The sequence below is a fragment of the Enterococcus sp. DIV2379 genome (assembly GCF_050542965.1).
GTDB classification, from domain to species: domain Bacteria; phylum Bacillota; class Bacilli; order Lactobacillales; family Enterococcaceae; genus Enterococcus_D; species Enterococcus_D entomosocium.
In genome coordinates, this window is record NZ_CP172938.1 from 3,285,082 (window position 1) to 3,300,569 (window position 15,488).

Below are 15,488 nucleotides of genomic sequence, written 5' to 3' on the forward strand. Positions count from 1 at the left end.
CCGCAAAGCTTGTCTAACTGAAAATGCCGTAAAAATCAAGCATTTTCTGAGATTCTTTCCTCTGAAACAATCTCATACATTTTTGCAGCGTCTTCTTTTTTCGTCGATTCATGCAATTCATTGACTTTTACTTCCAAGACCTTATTCCCGAACTGAATACGCATAGTATCGCCTACTTTGACGTCACTGCTTGACTTGGCTAATTTGCCGTTGATCTGAATACGTCCCTTGTCTGCCACTTCTTTGGCAACAGAGCGACGCTTGATGATGCGGGAGATTTTAAGAAATTTATCTAATCTCATGTTTTTCACCTCTTCTTAATAGTTTCTTTCCAAATGGAACTAACAGCCATTCGCGAATCGTTAACAATTTGATTTTGATCGCTGTCCCGATAAAGGCTGCGCCTCCCAGACCGACACCGCCTAGGCAAAAAATCAACGCCTGTAGTCGATGGGTCAAAGGACCGTTCAATAAGATCGCAACGAAGCTATAATATAAGAATAGCACGCTTGCCATGATCCCTAAACAAAGAAATAATTTTTTTCCATAATTTCCTTCATACCAAAAGCGATTGATGCTACTTTGTGCTCGACGCTGTTCGGAAACCACAAAACAGCATAAGGTCGCTCCTAACCCCAACAGCGTACTGATACTTGCTCCTGCAGTCCCATAAGAAGCGGTCAGTGGCCACATCGATAGACATTTGACCAAAAGACCAATCCCCGCAGCGAGCAAGCCGAAGGTATAGGTATTGCGACTTTGTTGAATGCTTTGATAGGCTTGAATCGTCGCCATCAGAGCGATGGAAAAGACAAACAATACCAGCGCAGCATTGCCAGATCCGTCTTTAAATAAGGCAAAGTTGATATAAGGCAGCAAAATCGCTAACCCTACCGCAGAAGCCGAAGCAATCCCGATCGTTAGGCGCAAATACATTTTTGCCGACTTTTCAAACAGCTGCTGATTTTTTACCGTCAAATACTTGGTCAACGTTGGCAAAAACGTCGAGCTTAACGCCATCGCTACCACAAGACCTAGTTGGACGAGGGGTTGTCCGCGATCATAGATCCCTTTCGAAATCCGGGCTGTTTGTGCCGTCAATCCCCCCGCTTCTAGCGCATTGGTCAATAAAAACGAATCCGCTAACTGGAACAAGATCAAATAGCCGCTATAAATCGTCAACAGACCGCCTTCTAAGAAGAACCGTTTTTTCAACGAGGTGGATAACACAGCGGTATTTTCTCCTATACGGGTGACTGGTTTATGCCATAGCGATAGGCGTTTGCCGTTGATTTGTCGGCTATAATAACTTAAAATCCACCACGCCGCAAGGCCCCCGACTAAGGCACCCATCATGGCGATAGTCCCCGTTTGATAAATCGTCCAGCCCAATTGCTGGAAAGCTGCCGCAGCACCTAAAATCACACCAACTCTAAGCAGCTGCTCTACAACTTGAGACACTGCGGTTGGCACCATTTGTAGATTTCCTTGAAACATTCCTCGATAAAAGGTCAAGGGCGGGACAAACAAAAAGGTAAAGGAAACGACTCGAATCAAGCCAGCCAGTTGATGGTCCCCCATCACTTGCGCGATTGGACCGGCAAATAAAAAGGTCACAGCCCATAAGCCAATCGCCGACCAAAGCACATAAGGCGTCAACGCTTGCAGCCGCTCCTTACTTTTCAAAGGATCAGGTTCTTCAGCAACAATGCGGGAGATAAACTGCGGCAAACCTGACAACGCCAAAGTCATTGCCAATCCATAAATCGGATAGACCTGTTGATACACATAAAACCCTTCGTCGCCTACCAGGTTCTGAAAAGGGACCCGATAAACGGCACTTAAGATTTTTGCGATAAAGGAAGCGATCGTTAAAATAAACGCCCCTTCCATCGTACGCTTCAATTGTGATTTCGGCATCCCTCTGGTTCCTTTCTAGCCTTGGCTGGCGTATTTTTGTTCCCGTAACGCTTTGACAAAATCTTGGATTTCTAATAGCCAGGTGCTTTCTTTCATCACTGGCGGAATCTGTAATTTGATGGTCATTTGCTCATGATCGACACCCATCGTGGCTTTTAATTTAGTGGCTTTCAATGCTTCAAACAGCTGCTCCACCGAATAATTTTTCGTGCCGACTTTACTCAAAGTAAACGACACGGTTTGTTGCTGCTTGCGGATAGTTTCTAACAAGGCACGATCGCCGTTCATTTTGATCTCGCCCACCGTTAAGAGGTGCGCCACTTCTACAGGGTATTCTCCGAAACGGTCTAATAAATCATCTTGAAGTTCATCAACTGCTTCTTGTGATTCCAGCTCACGAATTCGTTTATAGATCTCGATTTTTTGCCGTTCGTCTTCAATATACGAAGTCGGTAAGTAGGCATCGATCCCCAGATCGATCTCAACGGTCGTTTTTTCTGTTTGGGTATTTTTCCCTTGTTTACGAGTGACTGCTTCCGACAGCATTTGTGAGTACATGTCAAACCCGACTGCATCGATAAAGCCGTGCTGTTGCGCCCCCAATAGATTTCCTGCCCCACGAATCGAAAGATCTCGCATCGCGATTTTGAATCCTGAACCTAACTCCGTAAAGTCCTTAATGGCTTGCAGCCGTTTTTCACTGACTTCGTTCAACACTTTTTGCTGTTCATACATGAAATACGCATAAGCGACTCGATTGCTCCGACCGACACGGCCACGCAACTGATACAACGTCGAAAGCCCCATGTAATCGGCATTTTCCACAAACAACGTATTGGCATTGGGAATATCCACACCGGTTTCAATGATCGTCGTCGTCACCAACACATCGTATTGCCCTTCAATAAAGTCAAACAGGGTATTTTCCAATTGGATCTCGGTCATTTGCCCGTGGGCATAAGCGATTCGTGCATCTGGCACTAACGCCTGCAGTTCTTCGACTTTTCGCTCGATCGTATCGACACGATTATAGAGATAAAACACTTGGCCCCCGCGTGCCATCTCCCGTTGGATCGCTTCTCGCACCGCTCCTGGATTCATCTCCATCACATAGGTTTGGATCGGGTAACGATTTTCCGGTGGTGTTTCGATCACAGATAGGTCCCGCACGCCCAGCATCGACATATGCAATGTTCTTGGGATCGGCGTTGCCGTCAACGTCAACACATCGACTTGCGAACGCAGTTGTTTCAAGCGCTCTTTGTGTTTGACCCCAAAACGTTGTTCTTCATCGATCACCAACAAGCCCAAATCAGCAAACTCGACATCTTTTGACAATAATCGGTGGGTCCCCACCAAAATATCGACTTGCCCTTTGCGCACTTGCTCGATCGTTTCATTCTGCTGTTTTTTCGTCCGAAAACGACTCAGCACCCCAACATTGACGGGGAATCCTTCAAAACGATCGACCATCGTTTCATAGTGCTGCTGCGCCAAGATCGTTGTCGGCACTAAGAAAGCCACTTGTTTGCTTTCTTTGATCGCTTTAAAAGCAGCCCGCAGCGCCACTTCTGTTTTCCCAAAACCGACATCTCCAACTAACAAACGGTCCATCGGCTTTTCTTTTTCCATATCCCGCTTGATCTCTGCCGTACTGCGCAGCTGATCATCGGTTTCCGAATAAGGAAAGGCATCTTCAAATTCTTTTTGATAGGCATCGTCTGGTTGAAAGGCATAGCCTTTTTCTGATTCGCGTTTGGCATACAATAAAATCAAATCATCTGCGATGTCTTCAATTTTAGCCGTCACTTTGCGCTTGGTCTTCGCCCACTCACTGCCGCCTAATTTATTGATTTTCGGTGTTTTCGATTCGGAAGCCACATATTTTTGAATCAAATTCAATTGGGTGACTGGAATAAAGAGCTTGTCTTCGTTTTGGTACAAGATCGTCATGTAATCTTGATGGACGCCATCGACTTCTAAGGTTTCCATGCCGATGTACTTTCCGATCCCATGATTCGCATGGACGACATAATCGCCGGTTTTTAACTCATTGTAGCTTTTGAGACGTTCCGCATTGGTGACATTTTGCCGGCGGGCTCTTTTTTTGTTCATCTTTTGGAAAATTTCTTTTTCTGTAACCACCACTAGCTTGTCTTGCGGCATTTCAAAGCCGCTTTGCAAACGTTCCACCACGATTTGGGTGCGTCCCGTAAACAGGCGGTCTTGTTGCGTCTGCACGGCATAGATATCATGATCTCGCAGATCTTGCTCTAACTTCTTGGCCCGTTCTTGGTCACTGACCAGAAAAATCACCGTTTGCTGTTGCTTCTCCCAGCGATCGATCTCAACTTTCAAGAGACCCATTTGGCTGAAAAACTGCTGCATCGGCCGGTATTGGAATTGATGGATCGCTTGGAAGCGAATGTTCCCCATTCCTTTTTGGAATAAAGAAAAGAAGCTGGTCACAAAGGTTTCTTTTTGCAGCAGTTGATGGACATCGATCCCGAATTGCTGTTCAGAAAAGACCCGCAGCTCCGCTAATTTTTGGGTATGCCACTCCGCTTCTTCCCGTTCGATCTCACGATTGGTCTCCATGATCCGAGCATAATCATCGATCATCAAAAAGGCGTCTTCAGAAAAATAATCTAAGACACTCGTTTGCTGACGATAAAGCAAATCCGTGTAATAACGGGCACTTTCACCGGGAATCCCCGCTTGCCATTGGGAGGCCAATTGGCCGAAATAGTCTTCTAAAAACGCGCGATCAGTTACTTCTTTGGTGACCGCCAACCGTTTGTTCAATAATTCTTGTAGCTGCTTTTGCCCCGCAGCTAAATCTTCCGCTGAGAAAACCAATTCGGTAGTCGGTAAAATAGCCACTTGCTGCAGCGTTTCCACTGAGCGTTGCGTTTCCACGTTGAAAGAACGCATCGAGTCGATTTCTACATCGAATAACTCGATCCGTACGGGGTATTCGGCATTTAATGGATAAATATCGAGGATGCTCCCACGAATACTGAATTCGCCGGGTTTGCCAATCATTGACTGCCGTTCGTAACCCATCAAGATCAATTGTTGCGGCAAACGCTCTAAATCGATCTCATCGCCGATTTGCCATTGGAATTGGTTGGCTAACCAGGTTTTCTTTTCAGGCAAATACTTTCGCAAAGCCGCCACCGGCAACACATAGATCCCGGTTTTTCCTTGAGAAACAGCATTCAGCGCTGCCACTCGTTCTTCTCGTGCTTCTGGTGAAGAAAAAGCCATTTCGGCTGACAACACTTCGTCCACTGGGAAAACATAGACATCATCCGTCACGTTGCGCAGATCTTCGGCTAGTTGATTCGTATAATACAGATTTGGTGTCACCACGATCACTTGTTTTTGAAATGCCTGATACACACCGGTGATCGCCAATGTTTTTGCCGATCCAGCTAGACCGGTCAGTAATTGCCGGTGGGCCTGTTCACGTAAACCTGCATGCCAAGCCGCCACTGTCGGCACTTTATTTATTAATTCAATTAAATCCATCTCGGCCCTCCTTAGTTAAATCGATTCATTGTGGCAAGAAAGTCGCCGTTGGTCAAGTAATCACTACTTGCCTCGACTGCCTTATCAATACTTTGTAAAACGATGGGCAGATCGTCTTTTGCAAAAGGACTCAGTACATGATTGACCACGGTTTGTCCTGGACGTGGCCGATCGATCCCGATTTTGATGCGGTCAAAGACTGTCGAGTCCAAATGCGCGATCAAACTCTTGATTCCATTGTGTCCCCCCGCACTGCCTTTTTGGCGCAAGCGGATTTTCCCTAATGCTAAATCAAGGTCATCATAGACCACTACTAATTCTTCTTGGTAGATGCCAAAATAGGTCATCAACGGACCTACCGAACGACCGGATTCATTCATGAAGGTTTGCGGTTTGACCAAAAGGATTTTTTCACCCTTCAAGAAAAACTCTGCCACTTCTGCTTCAAAAGCCGACTTTTTAAAGGTTGCTTGGTACTTTTGTGCCAACGCATCCACTACCATAAAGCCAACATTGTGTTTGGTTTTCTCATATTTTTTGCCGGGATTTCCCAAGCCTACAATCATTTTCATTTTTCGATTACGCTCCATTATTTCTAGTTTCAAGCTGATTCTTCATCTATTTTATCGGTTTTCTTATCCAAACACAAAATACTGGGCACACAAATGCGCCCAGTTCTTTTGCTGAAATAATTATAACACGAAATGGACTGTTATGGTGGCGTCCTCTTGCTCAGTTTTTATCTTTCTTAACGAATCTTAATAAAACGTTGATATATCCTCTTTTTGACGTAATAACAAAGAAAGCATTTACAACTGAAACAGCGATATTTTGTGTAATATTGTTGTGCAAATCACATGACAAATATACTTGAAAATGGTAGGATGATAGCGAGTAAAACAATTATGCGGAAGGAATGATACACAGATGACTGCAAAAACGAACAAAAAAGATCACCAAAAGGTAATTCTTGTTGGAGACGGTGCGGTTGGTTCTAGTTACGCGTTTGCGCTGGTGACCCAAAACATTGCGCAAGAAGTCGGAATCATTGATATAAATACAGCAAAAACAGAAGGCGACGCAATTGATTTGTCCCATGCCTTGGCCTTTACTTCCCCTAAAAAAATCTATGCCGCTTCTTATGAAGATGCACATGATGCTGATTTAGTCGTTATTACAGCTGGTGCGCCTCAAAAACCAGGTGAAACCCGCTTAGATTTGGTTCATAAAAACTTGAAAATCAACCGGGAAGTAGTTACCCAAATCGTTGATTCAGGGTTCAACGGAATCTTCTTAGTAGCAGCAAACCCAGTCGATATTTTGACTTATTCGACTTGGAAATTCTCAGGCTTCCCGAAAGAACGCGTCATCGGTTCAGGTACTTCTTTAGACTCTGCACGTTTCCGTCAAGCTTTGGCTGAATTAGTCGATGTTGATGCCCGTAACGTCCATGCCTATATCTTAGGCGAACACGGGGATTCAGAATTCCCTGTTTGGTCTCATGCCAACGTAGCCGGCTTGCAAATCTATGAATGGGTCAAAAACAACCCAGATATCGATGAAGAAGCAATGGTCAACATTTTCTTCAGCGTTCGTGATGCAGCCTACACCATTATCGAGAAAAAAGGTGCGACTTTCTATGGGATCGCGGTAGCCTTAGCACGGATCACTCGTGCGATCTTAGACGATGAAAATGCTGTTTTACCATTGTCTGTGTACATGAACGGCGAATACGGCTTAAACGACTTGTACATCGGTGCGCCTGCAGTTATCAACGCCCAAGGGATTCAAAAAGTGATTGAGATCCCATTGACGGATGGTGAAAAAGACCGGATGGCCGCTTCTGCAAAACAATTAAAAGATATTCTTGATGAAGCTTTTGCGAAACTAGATGCAGAAGACAATCAATAATTTCTTTCACTTCGTTTAGCTAGTCAACTATGCCACTGAACGAACCTTACAGCTCACTCTTTTTCAGAACAATTTGATCAAGATGATTTGCTGCGGTTCGTTCAGTTTTTTTATGCAAAGAAATGCTTTTCTACAGCTTAGCTAAAGATAGTTTAAGAATTTTCTATTTTTCATGGAAGTTTCATTTGCCATATTCGCTTTCTTGGGGGAATATGGTATGATTTAAGCGTTATTATCTATTATGCCATTAGAAAAAAAGGAGTAGTTGAATGACTCGTTCAAACAAACATACTGACGCCAAGAACAATACCAAGAAAATTGTTCTAATCGTTGTGGCTGCTATATTAGTAGTGATCGCTGGCGGCTATACCTACCGAAGTACATATTATGCAAACCGTTTTTTACCAAAGACTGAAATCGATGGGATCGACATCAGCAACAAAACTGTTGCCGAGGCCAATGCCCTGCTGCATGACCGCTACTCGCAAGAAGATTTCACCATCAAAGAAGGCGATAGCGAATGGAAGACAATCAACCTTGCTCAATTTGGGTTACAAACGGATTTCACCAATGAGCTGCAATCATTAAAAGATGAACAGAACCAGTGGAGTTGGGGAATGGCTTATGTTTCCGCTGCAGAAGAAAAAACACTGGACAATCTCTCGGTGGATCAAGATACGCTAAACAGCGAAACGGACACGATCCAAAAGGAACTAGAAACTTTAAATGAGGATCGTACCAAGTCAGCCGATGCAACATTGGAAAAAGGCGAAGACGGCTTTTCTATCAAACCAGAAGTTGACGGCGATGCCATTGATGTGGACAAAGCAGTAGCAGACTTACAAGAAGCCATCGTCAGTGGCGAAAAGGAATTAAATCTCGTCGATTACGTCACAAAACCAAGTGTGACCGCTGATGATCCTGATCTAACCAAAGAAATGGATTCGTTGAATAAAATCGCCAAAGTAACCGGCAATTATACGATCAACGGAAACACGTTTCAAATTCCAAGAGAATCGATCATGGATTGGCTCTCTTACAAAGATGGCAACACCACGATCGACGAAGACAAAGTAAGAAGCTATGTCGCTTCGATCGGAGAGCAATACAACACCAGCACCAATTCTTCGACCTTCAAGAGTACCAAACAAGGCGAAGTAACGGTTCCAGCCGGCACCCTCAGCTGGACGATCCAAACCGATGCGGAAACAGAAGCATTGATTGAGGCGTTAAAAGCCGGCGAAGACTTCACGCGCACACCGATCGCTCAAGGAAGCACCGATGCTGGCAGCCCGTTATTTGGCAACACGTATATCGAAGTTGATCTGAAAAACCAACACATGTGGTATTATAAAGATGGCGAGCTGGTGCTAGATACGAAAATTATCTCTGGAAAACCAGCCACACCAACGCCAACTGGTGTCTTCTATGTCTGGAACAAAGAAGAAGATGCAACCTTGACCGGTGAAGATTATGCGTCCCCTGTTGATTACTGGATGCCGATCGATTGGACCGGTGTCGGAATCCATGATTCTGATTGGCAAACGGAATACGGTGGTGATCTTTGGAAAACCCGCGGCTCTCACGGCTGTATCAATACTCCGCCAGGCGTGATGAAAGAATTGTACAGCAAAGCCGAAGTCGGGACACCCGTGATCGTGATTTAATGAAAAAAAGAGTCAAACCTTTTTATAGATGAACCAAAAGCCGCAAAAAAAATTCTTTTGCGGCTTTTTTGTTGTTTCCCAAATGTTCCTGTTTACAAAGCGACATTTAATTAATATGCTTAATTAAGCATATTAATTAAAAAGGAGAATCACTTTGGAAAAAGTTGTCTTTATTGATCATTCTACTTTAGCTGGAAGTCTGATTAAAATTTTCGCCCGCAACATCCAAATGCTGTCCGAGGATCAAATCAGCGTGACTGTTGTGACACCAGAACGTCTGATGAATTATCGTTTTTCGCAAGAAAAAATCGTTTTGGTCGATCCTTTGCTTTCTTTAACAGATCCGATGATCAAGCAGGCCATCCCGCCGCGAATCAAGCGCCTGTCATTTCCCATCAATCATTACAGCGGCATGAATGCTGAAGCCATTCTAGAATTGATCCAACAAGCATAGCCTAAAAAAGGCCGACGGAAACCAATGGTTTCTGCCGGCCTTTTCTCATGCCACTTGCCCTCTGCTAGACAATCGCCTCTTCTTGTTCTAACAAAGTAACTTGTTCTCCTTTGTCTTGTAGCGCAGCGACGTGCATCGTGCCCCACTGGCAAAGGGTATCCAATAAGCCGCCTAACGATTCTCCATATTCACTCAAGGAATACTCAACTTTGGGTGGTACTTGATTATAGGATTTGCGGGTAACGATATCAGACTCTTCTAGTTCCCGCAATTGCTGCGTCAACATTTTTTGACTGATGCCAGGAATTTTTCGCCGTAAATCACTAGGACGCAATGCCCCATGGCGTAAATTACAAAGAATGATTGGTTTCCATTTCCCGCCGATGACATCCATCGTTGCTTCTACACCGATATTATAAATTTTTTCTTCCATTTTTTTCACCTCATCAAGTCTGTAAACACACAAATGTTACCAAAATGTGTGTATCAAACAAAAAAGTATGTACTATACAACCTTACCTCCTCATTATATGATGATTACAGAAAAAAATAAAGGAGATGTTTTTATGATCGAAAAATTATCGGATACCGTTACACTGAACAACGGCAGCAAAATCCCCGGTTTGGGGTTAGGTGTCTTTCAAATCCCTGAAGCTGAAACAGCAGAGGTCGTGAAACAGGCCATTATCAATGGGTATCGCCTGATTGATACGGCGGCTATTTACGGCAACGAAACAGGAACAGGGGAAGGAATCAAACAAGGCTTACAAGAAACGGGGTTGGCTCGTGAAGAACTCTTTGTCACTTCCAAACTTTGGAACGATCACTTAACTTATGATGAAACGATCCATGCTTTCAATGAGAGTTTGGCCCGCTTAAACCTCGAGTATCTCGACTTGTACTTGATCCATTGGCCGGGAAACCAGGCATTTCAAGAGTCATGGCGCGCATTGGAAGACTTGTATGCCGCTGGAAAAATCAAAGCAATCGGGGTCAGCAACTTCCAGATTCATCACTTGGAGCAACTATTGGCCGCTGCTAAGGTCGTTCCTGTCGTCAATCAGATCGAACTGCATCCCAAACTTACGCAGCAAGACCTGCGGGACTTTTGTGCTGAAAAGGGGATTGCGATCCAAGCTTGGTCACCTTTGATGCAAGGCAAACTGCTGAAAGAGGAAACCGTCTTGGCGATCGCCGATGCACAGCAAAAATCAGCGGCACAAGTGCTTTTACGCTGGGCTATCCAACAAGGAATCTTAGTCAATGTCAAATCGACACACCCTGAGCGAATGCGCGCCAATGCAGCGATTTTTGATTTCCATTTATCAGAAGATGAAATGGCCCGCTTGAACGCATTAAATGAGGACCTGCGAGTGGGTCCAGATCCAGACACATTCGATTTTCATTAACCAAACGATATACTAAACAAAACCTTAGGAGGAAGTATAATGACAAACACAAACACAGGATTTTCAATGGTTAACCACGTGGGAATCACCGTCAGCAATCTCGAACGTTCCATTCAATTTTATGAAGCATTAACTGGAAAGAAAATCGCTAATCAAGATACGATCGGTGGCAAACGAATGGCGCAAACGCAAGGTTTAGAGGATACATTGATCAAATACGCCAATCTTCATTTAGACAATCTCAACATCGACCTTTTAGAATACGTCGAACCAAAATCCAACAAAGCTAGCTATTCCAATGAGCAAATCAGTGCCATGCATCTTTGTTTTGAAGTCGAAAATATTGATGAAGCCGTTGCTCGTCTAAAAGCCATCGGGGTTGAACCTGACGGTACCCCAATCGTTTTTGAAGAACAAGATGGTTTAAAAAGCGGCTTCGGGACAGGTGTTGCCTACTTTACAGATCCAGATGGCACCAATCTTGAACTGATTGCACCAAAAGGACCATTTCAACGCGGATAATTGAAAAAGGGATGGTGACTTATAGCGCCCTCCCTTTTTATTTACGCAAAACTATCTATTTTTTCAATAGTTCCCCTTCATAGAATCCTTTACAGCGAGTACAATAAATAGATAATCCTTTTTATTCGCTGATTTTCCCAACAAACCTCGCTTGAAAGGAAGTGATCTCGATCGATATTGGTCTTTTGTTGTTGATTTTTACGGGTATTTTTTTCATCGTCTTCCGGTTCTTTTACCGAGAAGAACCCAATTATATATTCGGCTTTCGCACCAAGCGCAGTACAGCCAGTGTCAGCAATTGGCGTTTTTCCCAGCAGTGGTTCTCCCTGTTGGCGATGCTCTTTTTAGGTGCGGTCATTTTGCTGCAGCGCAACGAGCTGATTGAAGAGAAATTTTACCAGATAGCCGTCCTTGGCAGCTATCTTCTGGCAGCACTGCTGGTAGAAATAGCGCTGTATCTCAAAGATTCACGCGCGAGCACCAAAAAGTAAGACAAAAAAGACATTCCGGCGAATGTCTTTTTTCTATTCTTTATTTTGACTGTGGATCGTGATTCCCAACACCAGGGCTAAAATTCCTGAAACCACCCAGATGGTCCGGTGGAATAAGAAAATTCCTAGCAAGCTGCTTAAAACCGCCCCAAAAAAGAAACCGCCGATGATCAAGGAAATAGAAATGATCTTGGGTGTCACTGATCGGTCCTGCTTAAACCCGCGCAAATACAAGTAATCAGCCAGCGAACGTAAATTGCCAGTGGTCATCGTGGTGGCATAGGGCATCCCTGCCAAGCGCCGATAAGCGGCATATTGAATCGCTGCAAAAAAAGATAATCCGGAATCAACCAGGACATTGGGTAAAGAACGCGCAAAAAAGCCCAGAACCAAAATACCGATCGCTTCAAAGATCAACGCAGCATTTTGCCAAACGATCCAACCACCAGTCGGAAAATGATGCTGCAGATAATTCGTCACCACGATCCCCACTAAAAACATACAGATTGGTGGCAGATACCGAAAGGCTTGTTCAAACTGCCCCGTTGAAAGATTGATCCCTAACAAAATAACATTCCCCGACTGCATACTTGCAAACACTTCCCCGTGAAACAAGTAGGTATACGCATCTAAAAAACCGCCAGCCATCGCGAGAAGAATCCCCACCGGCAAGCTTTCATGCACGACAAACTCCGATTTGCTTTTGACACTGCTCAAACTTTTTTCCATTGGTTTCGCCTCTTATTTTTTATACTTTCTGACAGCTTACCGCTTAAAAAGCCGACAACTCGTTATGTTTTGCGGCGTTTAGGTGACTTTTTCGATAACTGACAAATCAACCACCCCAAAAGAACGGCGGTCAGTGCTCCAGCTGAATCCAGCATGACATCTTGAAAAAGCGGCGTCCGTCCTCCCGTCAGCATTTGATGGTATTCATCGATCCCAGCATAGCCGGTAGCTGCTAACCAAGCAAAAAAAGCGGCTAGCCAATACGGCTGTTTTCGAAAAACAAGCGTTAAGAACAGACTGCCCCCTAAGACAAAATAGGTAAAGAAATGCGCGCCTTTACGAATGAAAAATTCCACAAATGAGAAATAGCCTTTTTCCGCAATACTGATCTCCGAACCAGCATAGGAAAAAGAAATCTTCTCTAGCCACTCTTTCAATGGTTCATTTTTTAAGATTCGTGAAAGCAACCCGATTTGTGATTGCTGCTCATAGGTTTGTGAAGAACTGATAAAGAGGATGACCATAACCGCAAGTGCGATACAAAAGTAAAAATTCGGTTCTTTTAGTAATTTTTTCATAGTTTTCACTCCTCATTTTCCTATCTTACCATTTTCATTTGGTGATGCAACTGTTTTTCCAGCAAACCGTGGTGACATTGCACACACAAAAAGAGTGCTTCCGTGAAGATTAGAAGCACTCTTTCTTTTTAAAAATAGCCATCGGTATGAAAAGCCGTCACCCGTTTGGTCGTGAGATTTTAGGGCTTGTGACGTTCAGCTCCTTCAACGATTCTCAGGGCTGTTTTGCGTTTTTTTCTCCAGTAAACAATGACGAACCCATCTCGTAGCCTTCTACATAATGGTTCAACCGATCGACGACCTCTGCTGCCGCTTCTTGTGACGGCGTGATGATCAATAAAATATCAAACCCTGCAATCGTGCCGACAATTTCTGGCAGCTCCATTTCATCAAGATAATTGGCGATCACATCGGCGCCGTTTTCAGCCGTATGAACGACAACTAAAAAGTCAATCTGCGTAATCTTTTTTAGGTACTCATACATCGAAAACGCAATTCTGTCTTCTAGATCCTGCTCTTTGGATTCAAAGATCGAATAATACGGCCGACCGTTTTTAGCATACGTTTTAGCGATGTTCATTTCCCGCATGTCTCTAGAAATCGTGGCTTGGGTAGCTGAAACATTTTCTTTTTTTAATAAATTCATCAATTCTTCTTGAGACTCAATCCGATGTAGGACAAAGAGTTTTTTGATAATTGCTTGTCGCTCTTTTTTTTTCATTTACTTGATCCGCTCCTCTCAAGTCGCCTCGCTTACTGAAATAGTTGATCCGTCTCGTTCACATCTTGAAACGTAGCTTACAAGAACAACATTGAGAAGATTAAAATGGCAAGATTGGAAATTCCAATAACCAGTAACGGTTTGCGCATAAAGCGGGTCCAAGTGGAATAGTTGACCCGAGCCAGCTCCAATCCCCCCATCACGACGCCAGAAGTTGGTGTGATCAAATTCACTAATCCGCAACCAGCAGTAAAGATCATCACCATGACGTTCGGATTGAGTCCGATGCTTTGCGCCAAGGCCCCCATGATCGGGATCGATACATACGCTAGTCCGGAAGTCGATGGAATCAAGAACGATAAGAGCAGATACAAAATGTAGGCGCCAATCACAAATAGGACAGGTGATAGACCTTCTAAAAGATGGGAAGCCCGATCCAAAATAAACAGATCCAAGTACGTCGTTTGCATAATGTAGGAAGCACCCCGTGCCACAACGATGATCAAGACAACGGATAAAATGTCTTTGACCCCATCGATAAAGTTGGTCACGATTTCTTTTTCTGAGAATCCTTGAATCAACGCAATGATGATACTGATGTAGAAGAACCACATGGCCAAATCACCAAAATACCATTCACCGAAGCTATTGCCGGTCAAAAAGGCGGTCCAACCGTCAAACACATGGATATCAAAGTCGCCCCAAGGAATCAAGGAAACCACCATGATCACAAAGGATAAACCAAAAATCGTCAAAATCAGGCGATGTTTTTGCGTAAACACCAAGGCTTCGTTCGTGTCTTTGACAAAATGTTCTTCCATTTCTTTTTGCTCTTGCAGCGATAAGATCGTGGAGCCTTTGTCGGCTTTGACTTTTTTGGCATAAGACATCACCACAAAGATACAGTATGCGGTCGTGACTAACCAAAGCAATGCCCCGACTACTAAGATCGTGCCATTGTTTGGGGCAATATCGATGCTTCGCAAGGCATCCATCGCAACGCCGGTCGCAAAGGGATTGACGGTGGAGCCAATCACGCCGGCACCAGCACCCAGCATAACGGTTCCTGCTGCGACGATCGTATCAAAACCTGATGCCACCATCGTTATTGCTAATAAGGAATAAAAAGGAATCGTTTCTTCCGCCATTCCATAAGTGGAGCCGCCGATCGAAAACAAGATCATTAAAATCGGAATCAAAATCAACTCATTGCCTTTGAGTTTTTTGACCAAATGCTGAATCCCGGCTTCCAAAGCGCCTGTTCGCGTGACGATATTCAAAAAACCACCCAAACAGAGAATAAACACACAGATCTCGATCGCATCACGAAATCCGTTAAAAGGCGCCATAAAGAAATCAGAAAACTTGGCACCCACCACTTGGCTGACCATCTCTTCTTGGCCTGCTGGTAAAGAAGGCGCAAAAGGCTGCCCTGCTAAGAGCCAGGAAGCGACCGTCAAGGCGATAATGATCAGAAATAAGATACTGAATGATGTCAGCGACTTTTTTTCTTTTTGCTTTTTTTTCATCTGTGTTCCCCCTTTTTTGAATC

The 15,488-nt window shown here is 44.1% G+C and carries 15 protein-coding genes; 6 read left to right on the top strand and 9 right to left on the bottom strand.

The window, feature by feature from the left end; all coding sequences use genetic code 11:
- Nucleotides 1-35 precede the first annotated feature (35 nt).
- Genes IGI92_RS15155 through pth form a run of 4 tightly spaced genes read right to left on the bottom strand, consistent with a single transcriptional unit; the run spans nucleotide 36 to nucleotide 6,026 of the window.
- Nucleotides 36-302, bottom strand: coding sequence for an RNA-binding S4 domain-containing protein (locus IGI92_RS15155; RefSeq protein WP_005230745.1), 267 nt, complete (start codon nucleotides 300-302; stop codon nucleotides 36-38).
- Nucleotides 289-1,920 carry a polysaccharide biosynthesis protein gene (locus IGI92_RS15160; RefSeq protein WP_301389083.1) on the bottom strand — a complete coding sequence of 544 codons (1,632 nt, stop codon included), beginning with the start codon at nucleotides 1,918-1,920 and terminating at the stop codon, nucleotides 289-291. Before IGI92_RS15160 ends, IGI92_RS15155 begins: the two co-directional genes overlap by 14 nt.
- Nucleotides 1,921-1,935: 15 nt before the next feature.
- Entirely contained in the window at nucleotides 1,936-5,454 is a 3,519-nt protein-coding gene (mfd, locus tag IGI92_RS15165; protein WP_301389085.1) for a transcription-repair coupling factor, read from the bottom strand.
- A gap of 11 nt (nucleotides 5,455-5,465) precedes the next feature.
- Nucleotides 5,466-6,026: an aminoacyl-tRNA hydrolase gene (gene pth / locus IGI92_RS15170; RefSeq protein ID WP_008380153.1), complete on the bottom strand. Its 561-nt coding sequence runs from the start codon at nucleotides 6,024-6,026 to the stop codon at nucleotides 5,466-5,468.
- A 355-nt stretch (nucleotides 6,027-6,381) separates the two neighbouring features.
- Here pth and IGI92_RS15175 point away from each other — a divergent pair, with 355 nt between their 5' ends.
- From IGI92_RS15175 to IGI92_RS15185, 3 genes are all read left to right on the top strand, one after another.
- On the top strand, nucleotides 6,382-7,365 hold the full coding sequence (locus IGI92_RS15175; RefSeq protein WP_005230720.1) for an L-lactate dehydrogenase: 984 nt from the start codon (nucleotides 6,382-6,384) through the stop codon (nucleotides 7,363-7,365).
- 269 nt (nucleotides 7,366-7,634) lie between these two features.
- Nucleotides 7,635-9,032 carry a L,D-transpeptidase family protein gene (locus IGI92_RS15180; protein ID WP_005233342.1) on the top strand — a complete coding sequence of 466 codons (1,398 nt, stop codon included), beginning with the start codon at nucleotides 7,635-7,637 and terminating at the stop codon, nucleotides 9,030-9,032.
- Between the two features lie 154 nt (nucleotides 9,033-9,186).
- The gene (locus IGI92_RS15185; RefSeq protein WP_430607307.1) at nucleotides 9,187-9,486 is read left to right on the top strand and encodes a hypothetical protein; all 300 of its coding nucleotides are present in this window, start codon (nucleotides 9,187-9,189) and stop codon (nucleotides 9,484-9,486) included.
- 64 nt (nucleotides 9,487-9,550) lie between these two features.
- Here IGI92_RS15185 and IGI92_RS15190 read toward each other — a convergent pair whose 3' ends face one another.
- Nucleotides 9,551-9,919: a winged helix-turn-helix transcriptional regulator gene (locus IGI92_RS15190; protein WP_315044491.1), complete on the bottom strand. Its 369-nt coding sequence runs from the start codon at nucleotides 9,917-9,919 to the stop codon at nucleotides 9,551-9,553.
- 97 nt (nucleotides 9,920-10,016) lie between these two features.
- Here IGI92_RS15190 and IGI92_RS15195 point away from each other — a divergent pair, with 97 nt between their 5' ends.
- The 3 genes from IGI92_RS15195 (at nucleotide 10,017) to IGI92_RS15205 (ending at nucleotide 11,908) form a co-directional block, all read left to right on the top strand.
- The gene (locus IGI92_RS15195) at nucleotides 10,017-10,895 is read left to right on the top strand and encodes an aldo/keto reductase (RefSeq protein WP_016611992.1); all 879 of its coding nucleotides are present in this window, start codon (nucleotides 10,017-10,019) and stop codon (nucleotides 10,893-10,895) included.
- Nucleotides 10,896-10,934: 39 nt separating this feature from the next.
- Nucleotides 10,935-11,417, top strand: a complete 483-nt coding sequence (locus IGI92_RS15200) for a VOC family protein (protein ID WP_005233337.1) — start codon at nucleotides 10,935-10,937, stop codon at nucleotides 11,415-11,417.
- A gap of 161 nt (nucleotides 11,418-11,578) precedes the next feature.
- A complete protein-coding gene (locus IGI92_RS15205; RefSeq protein ID WP_086372407.1) occupies nucleotides 11,579-11,908 on the top strand; it encodes an SdpI family protein in 330 nt (109 codons plus the stop codon).
- A gap of 33 nt (nucleotides 11,909-11,941) precedes the next feature.
- On the opposite strand, the gene IGI92_RS15210 is transcribed toward IGI92_RS15205, so the two are convergent.
- From IGI92_RS15210 to IGI92_RS15225, 4 genes are all read right to left on the bottom strand, one after another.
- Nucleotides 11,942-12,637, bottom strand: coding sequence for a YoaK family protein (locus tag IGI92_RS15210; protein ID WP_016620325.1), 696 nt, complete (start codon nucleotides 12,635-12,637; stop codon nucleotides 11,942-11,944).
- Nucleotides 12,638-12,699: 62 nt separating this feature from the next.
- Nucleotides 12,700-13,215: a VanZ family protein gene (locus IGI92_RS15215; protein ID WP_005233334.1), complete on the bottom strand. Its 516-nt coding sequence runs from the start codon at nucleotides 13,213-13,215 to the stop codon at nucleotides 12,700-12,702.
- Nucleotides 13,216-13,429: 214 nt separating this feature from the next.
- Nucleotides 13,430-13,936 carry an arginine repressor gene (locus tag IGI92_RS15220; protein ID WP_005233333.1) on the bottom strand — a complete coding sequence of 169 codons (507 nt, stop codon included), beginning with the start codon at nucleotides 13,934-13,936 and terminating at the stop codon, nucleotides 13,430-13,432.
- 77 nt (nucleotides 13,937-14,013) lie between these two features.
- A complete protein-coding gene (locus IGI92_RS15225; RefSeq protein ID WP_008380167.1) occupies nucleotides 14,014-15,465 on the bottom strand; it encodes a YfcC family protein in 1,452 nt (483 codons plus the stop codon).
- Nucleotides 15,466-15,488 lie beyond the last annotated feature (23 nt).

What these genes read in the sequence shown, in the direction of transcription:
- IGI92_RS15200 (WP_005233337.1), top strand. Translation starts at nt 10,935, where the DNA reads ATGACAAACACAAACACAGGATTTTCAATGGTTAACCACGTGGGAATC.
- IGI92_RS15225 (WP_008380167.1), bottom strand. Translation starts at nt 15,465, where the DNA reads ATGAAAAAAAAGCAAAAAGAAAAAAAGTCGCTGACATCATTCAGTATC.
- IGI92_RS15180 (WP_005233342.1), top strand. Translation starts at nt 7,635, where the DNA reads ATGACTCGTTCAAACAAACATACTGACGCCAAGAACAATACCAAGAAA.
- IGI92_RS15210 (WP_016620325.1), bottom strand. Translation starts at nt 12,637, where the DNA reads ATGGAAAAAAGTTTGAGCAGTGTCAAAAGCAAATCGGAGTTTGTCGTG.
- IGI92_RS15190 (WP_315044491.1), bottom strand. Translation starts at nt 9,919, where the DNA reads ATGGAAGAAAAAATTTATAATATCGGTGTAGAAGCAACGATGGATGTC.
- IGI92_RS15215 (WP_005233334.1), bottom strand. Translation starts at nt 13,215, where the DNA reads ATGAAAAAATTACTAAAAGAACCGAATTTTTACTTTTGTATCGCACTT.
- mfd (WP_301389085.1), bottom strand. Translation starts at nt 5,454, where the DNA reads ATGGATTTAATTGAATTAATAAATAAAGTGCCGACAGTGGCGGCTTGG.
- IGI92_RS15175 (WP_005230720.1), top strand. Translation starts at nt 6,382, where the DNA reads ATGACTGCAAAAACGAACAAAAAAGATCACCAAAAGGTAATTCTTGTT.
- IGI92_RS15155 (WP_005230745.1), bottom strand. Translation starts at nt 302, where the DNA reads ATGAGATTAGATAAATTTCTTAAAATCTCCCGCATCATCAAGCGTCGC.
- IGI92_RS15195 (WP_016611992.1), top strand. Translation starts at nt 10,017, where the DNA reads ATGATGATTACAGAAAAAAATAAAGGAGATGTTTTTATGATCGAAAAA.
- IGI92_RS15160 (WP_301389083.1), bottom strand. Translation starts at nt 1,920, where the DNA reads ATGCCGAAATCACAATTGAAGCGTACGATGGAAGGGGCGTTTATTTTA.
- IGI92_RS15220 (WP_005233333.1), bottom strand. Translation starts at nt 13,936, where the DNA reads ATGAAAAAAAAAGAGCGACAAGCAATTATCAAAAAACTCTTTGTCCTA.
- pth (WP_008380153.1), bottom strand. Translation starts at nt 6,026, where the DNA reads ATGAAAATGATTGTAGGCTTGGGAAATCCCGGCAAAAAATATGAGAAA.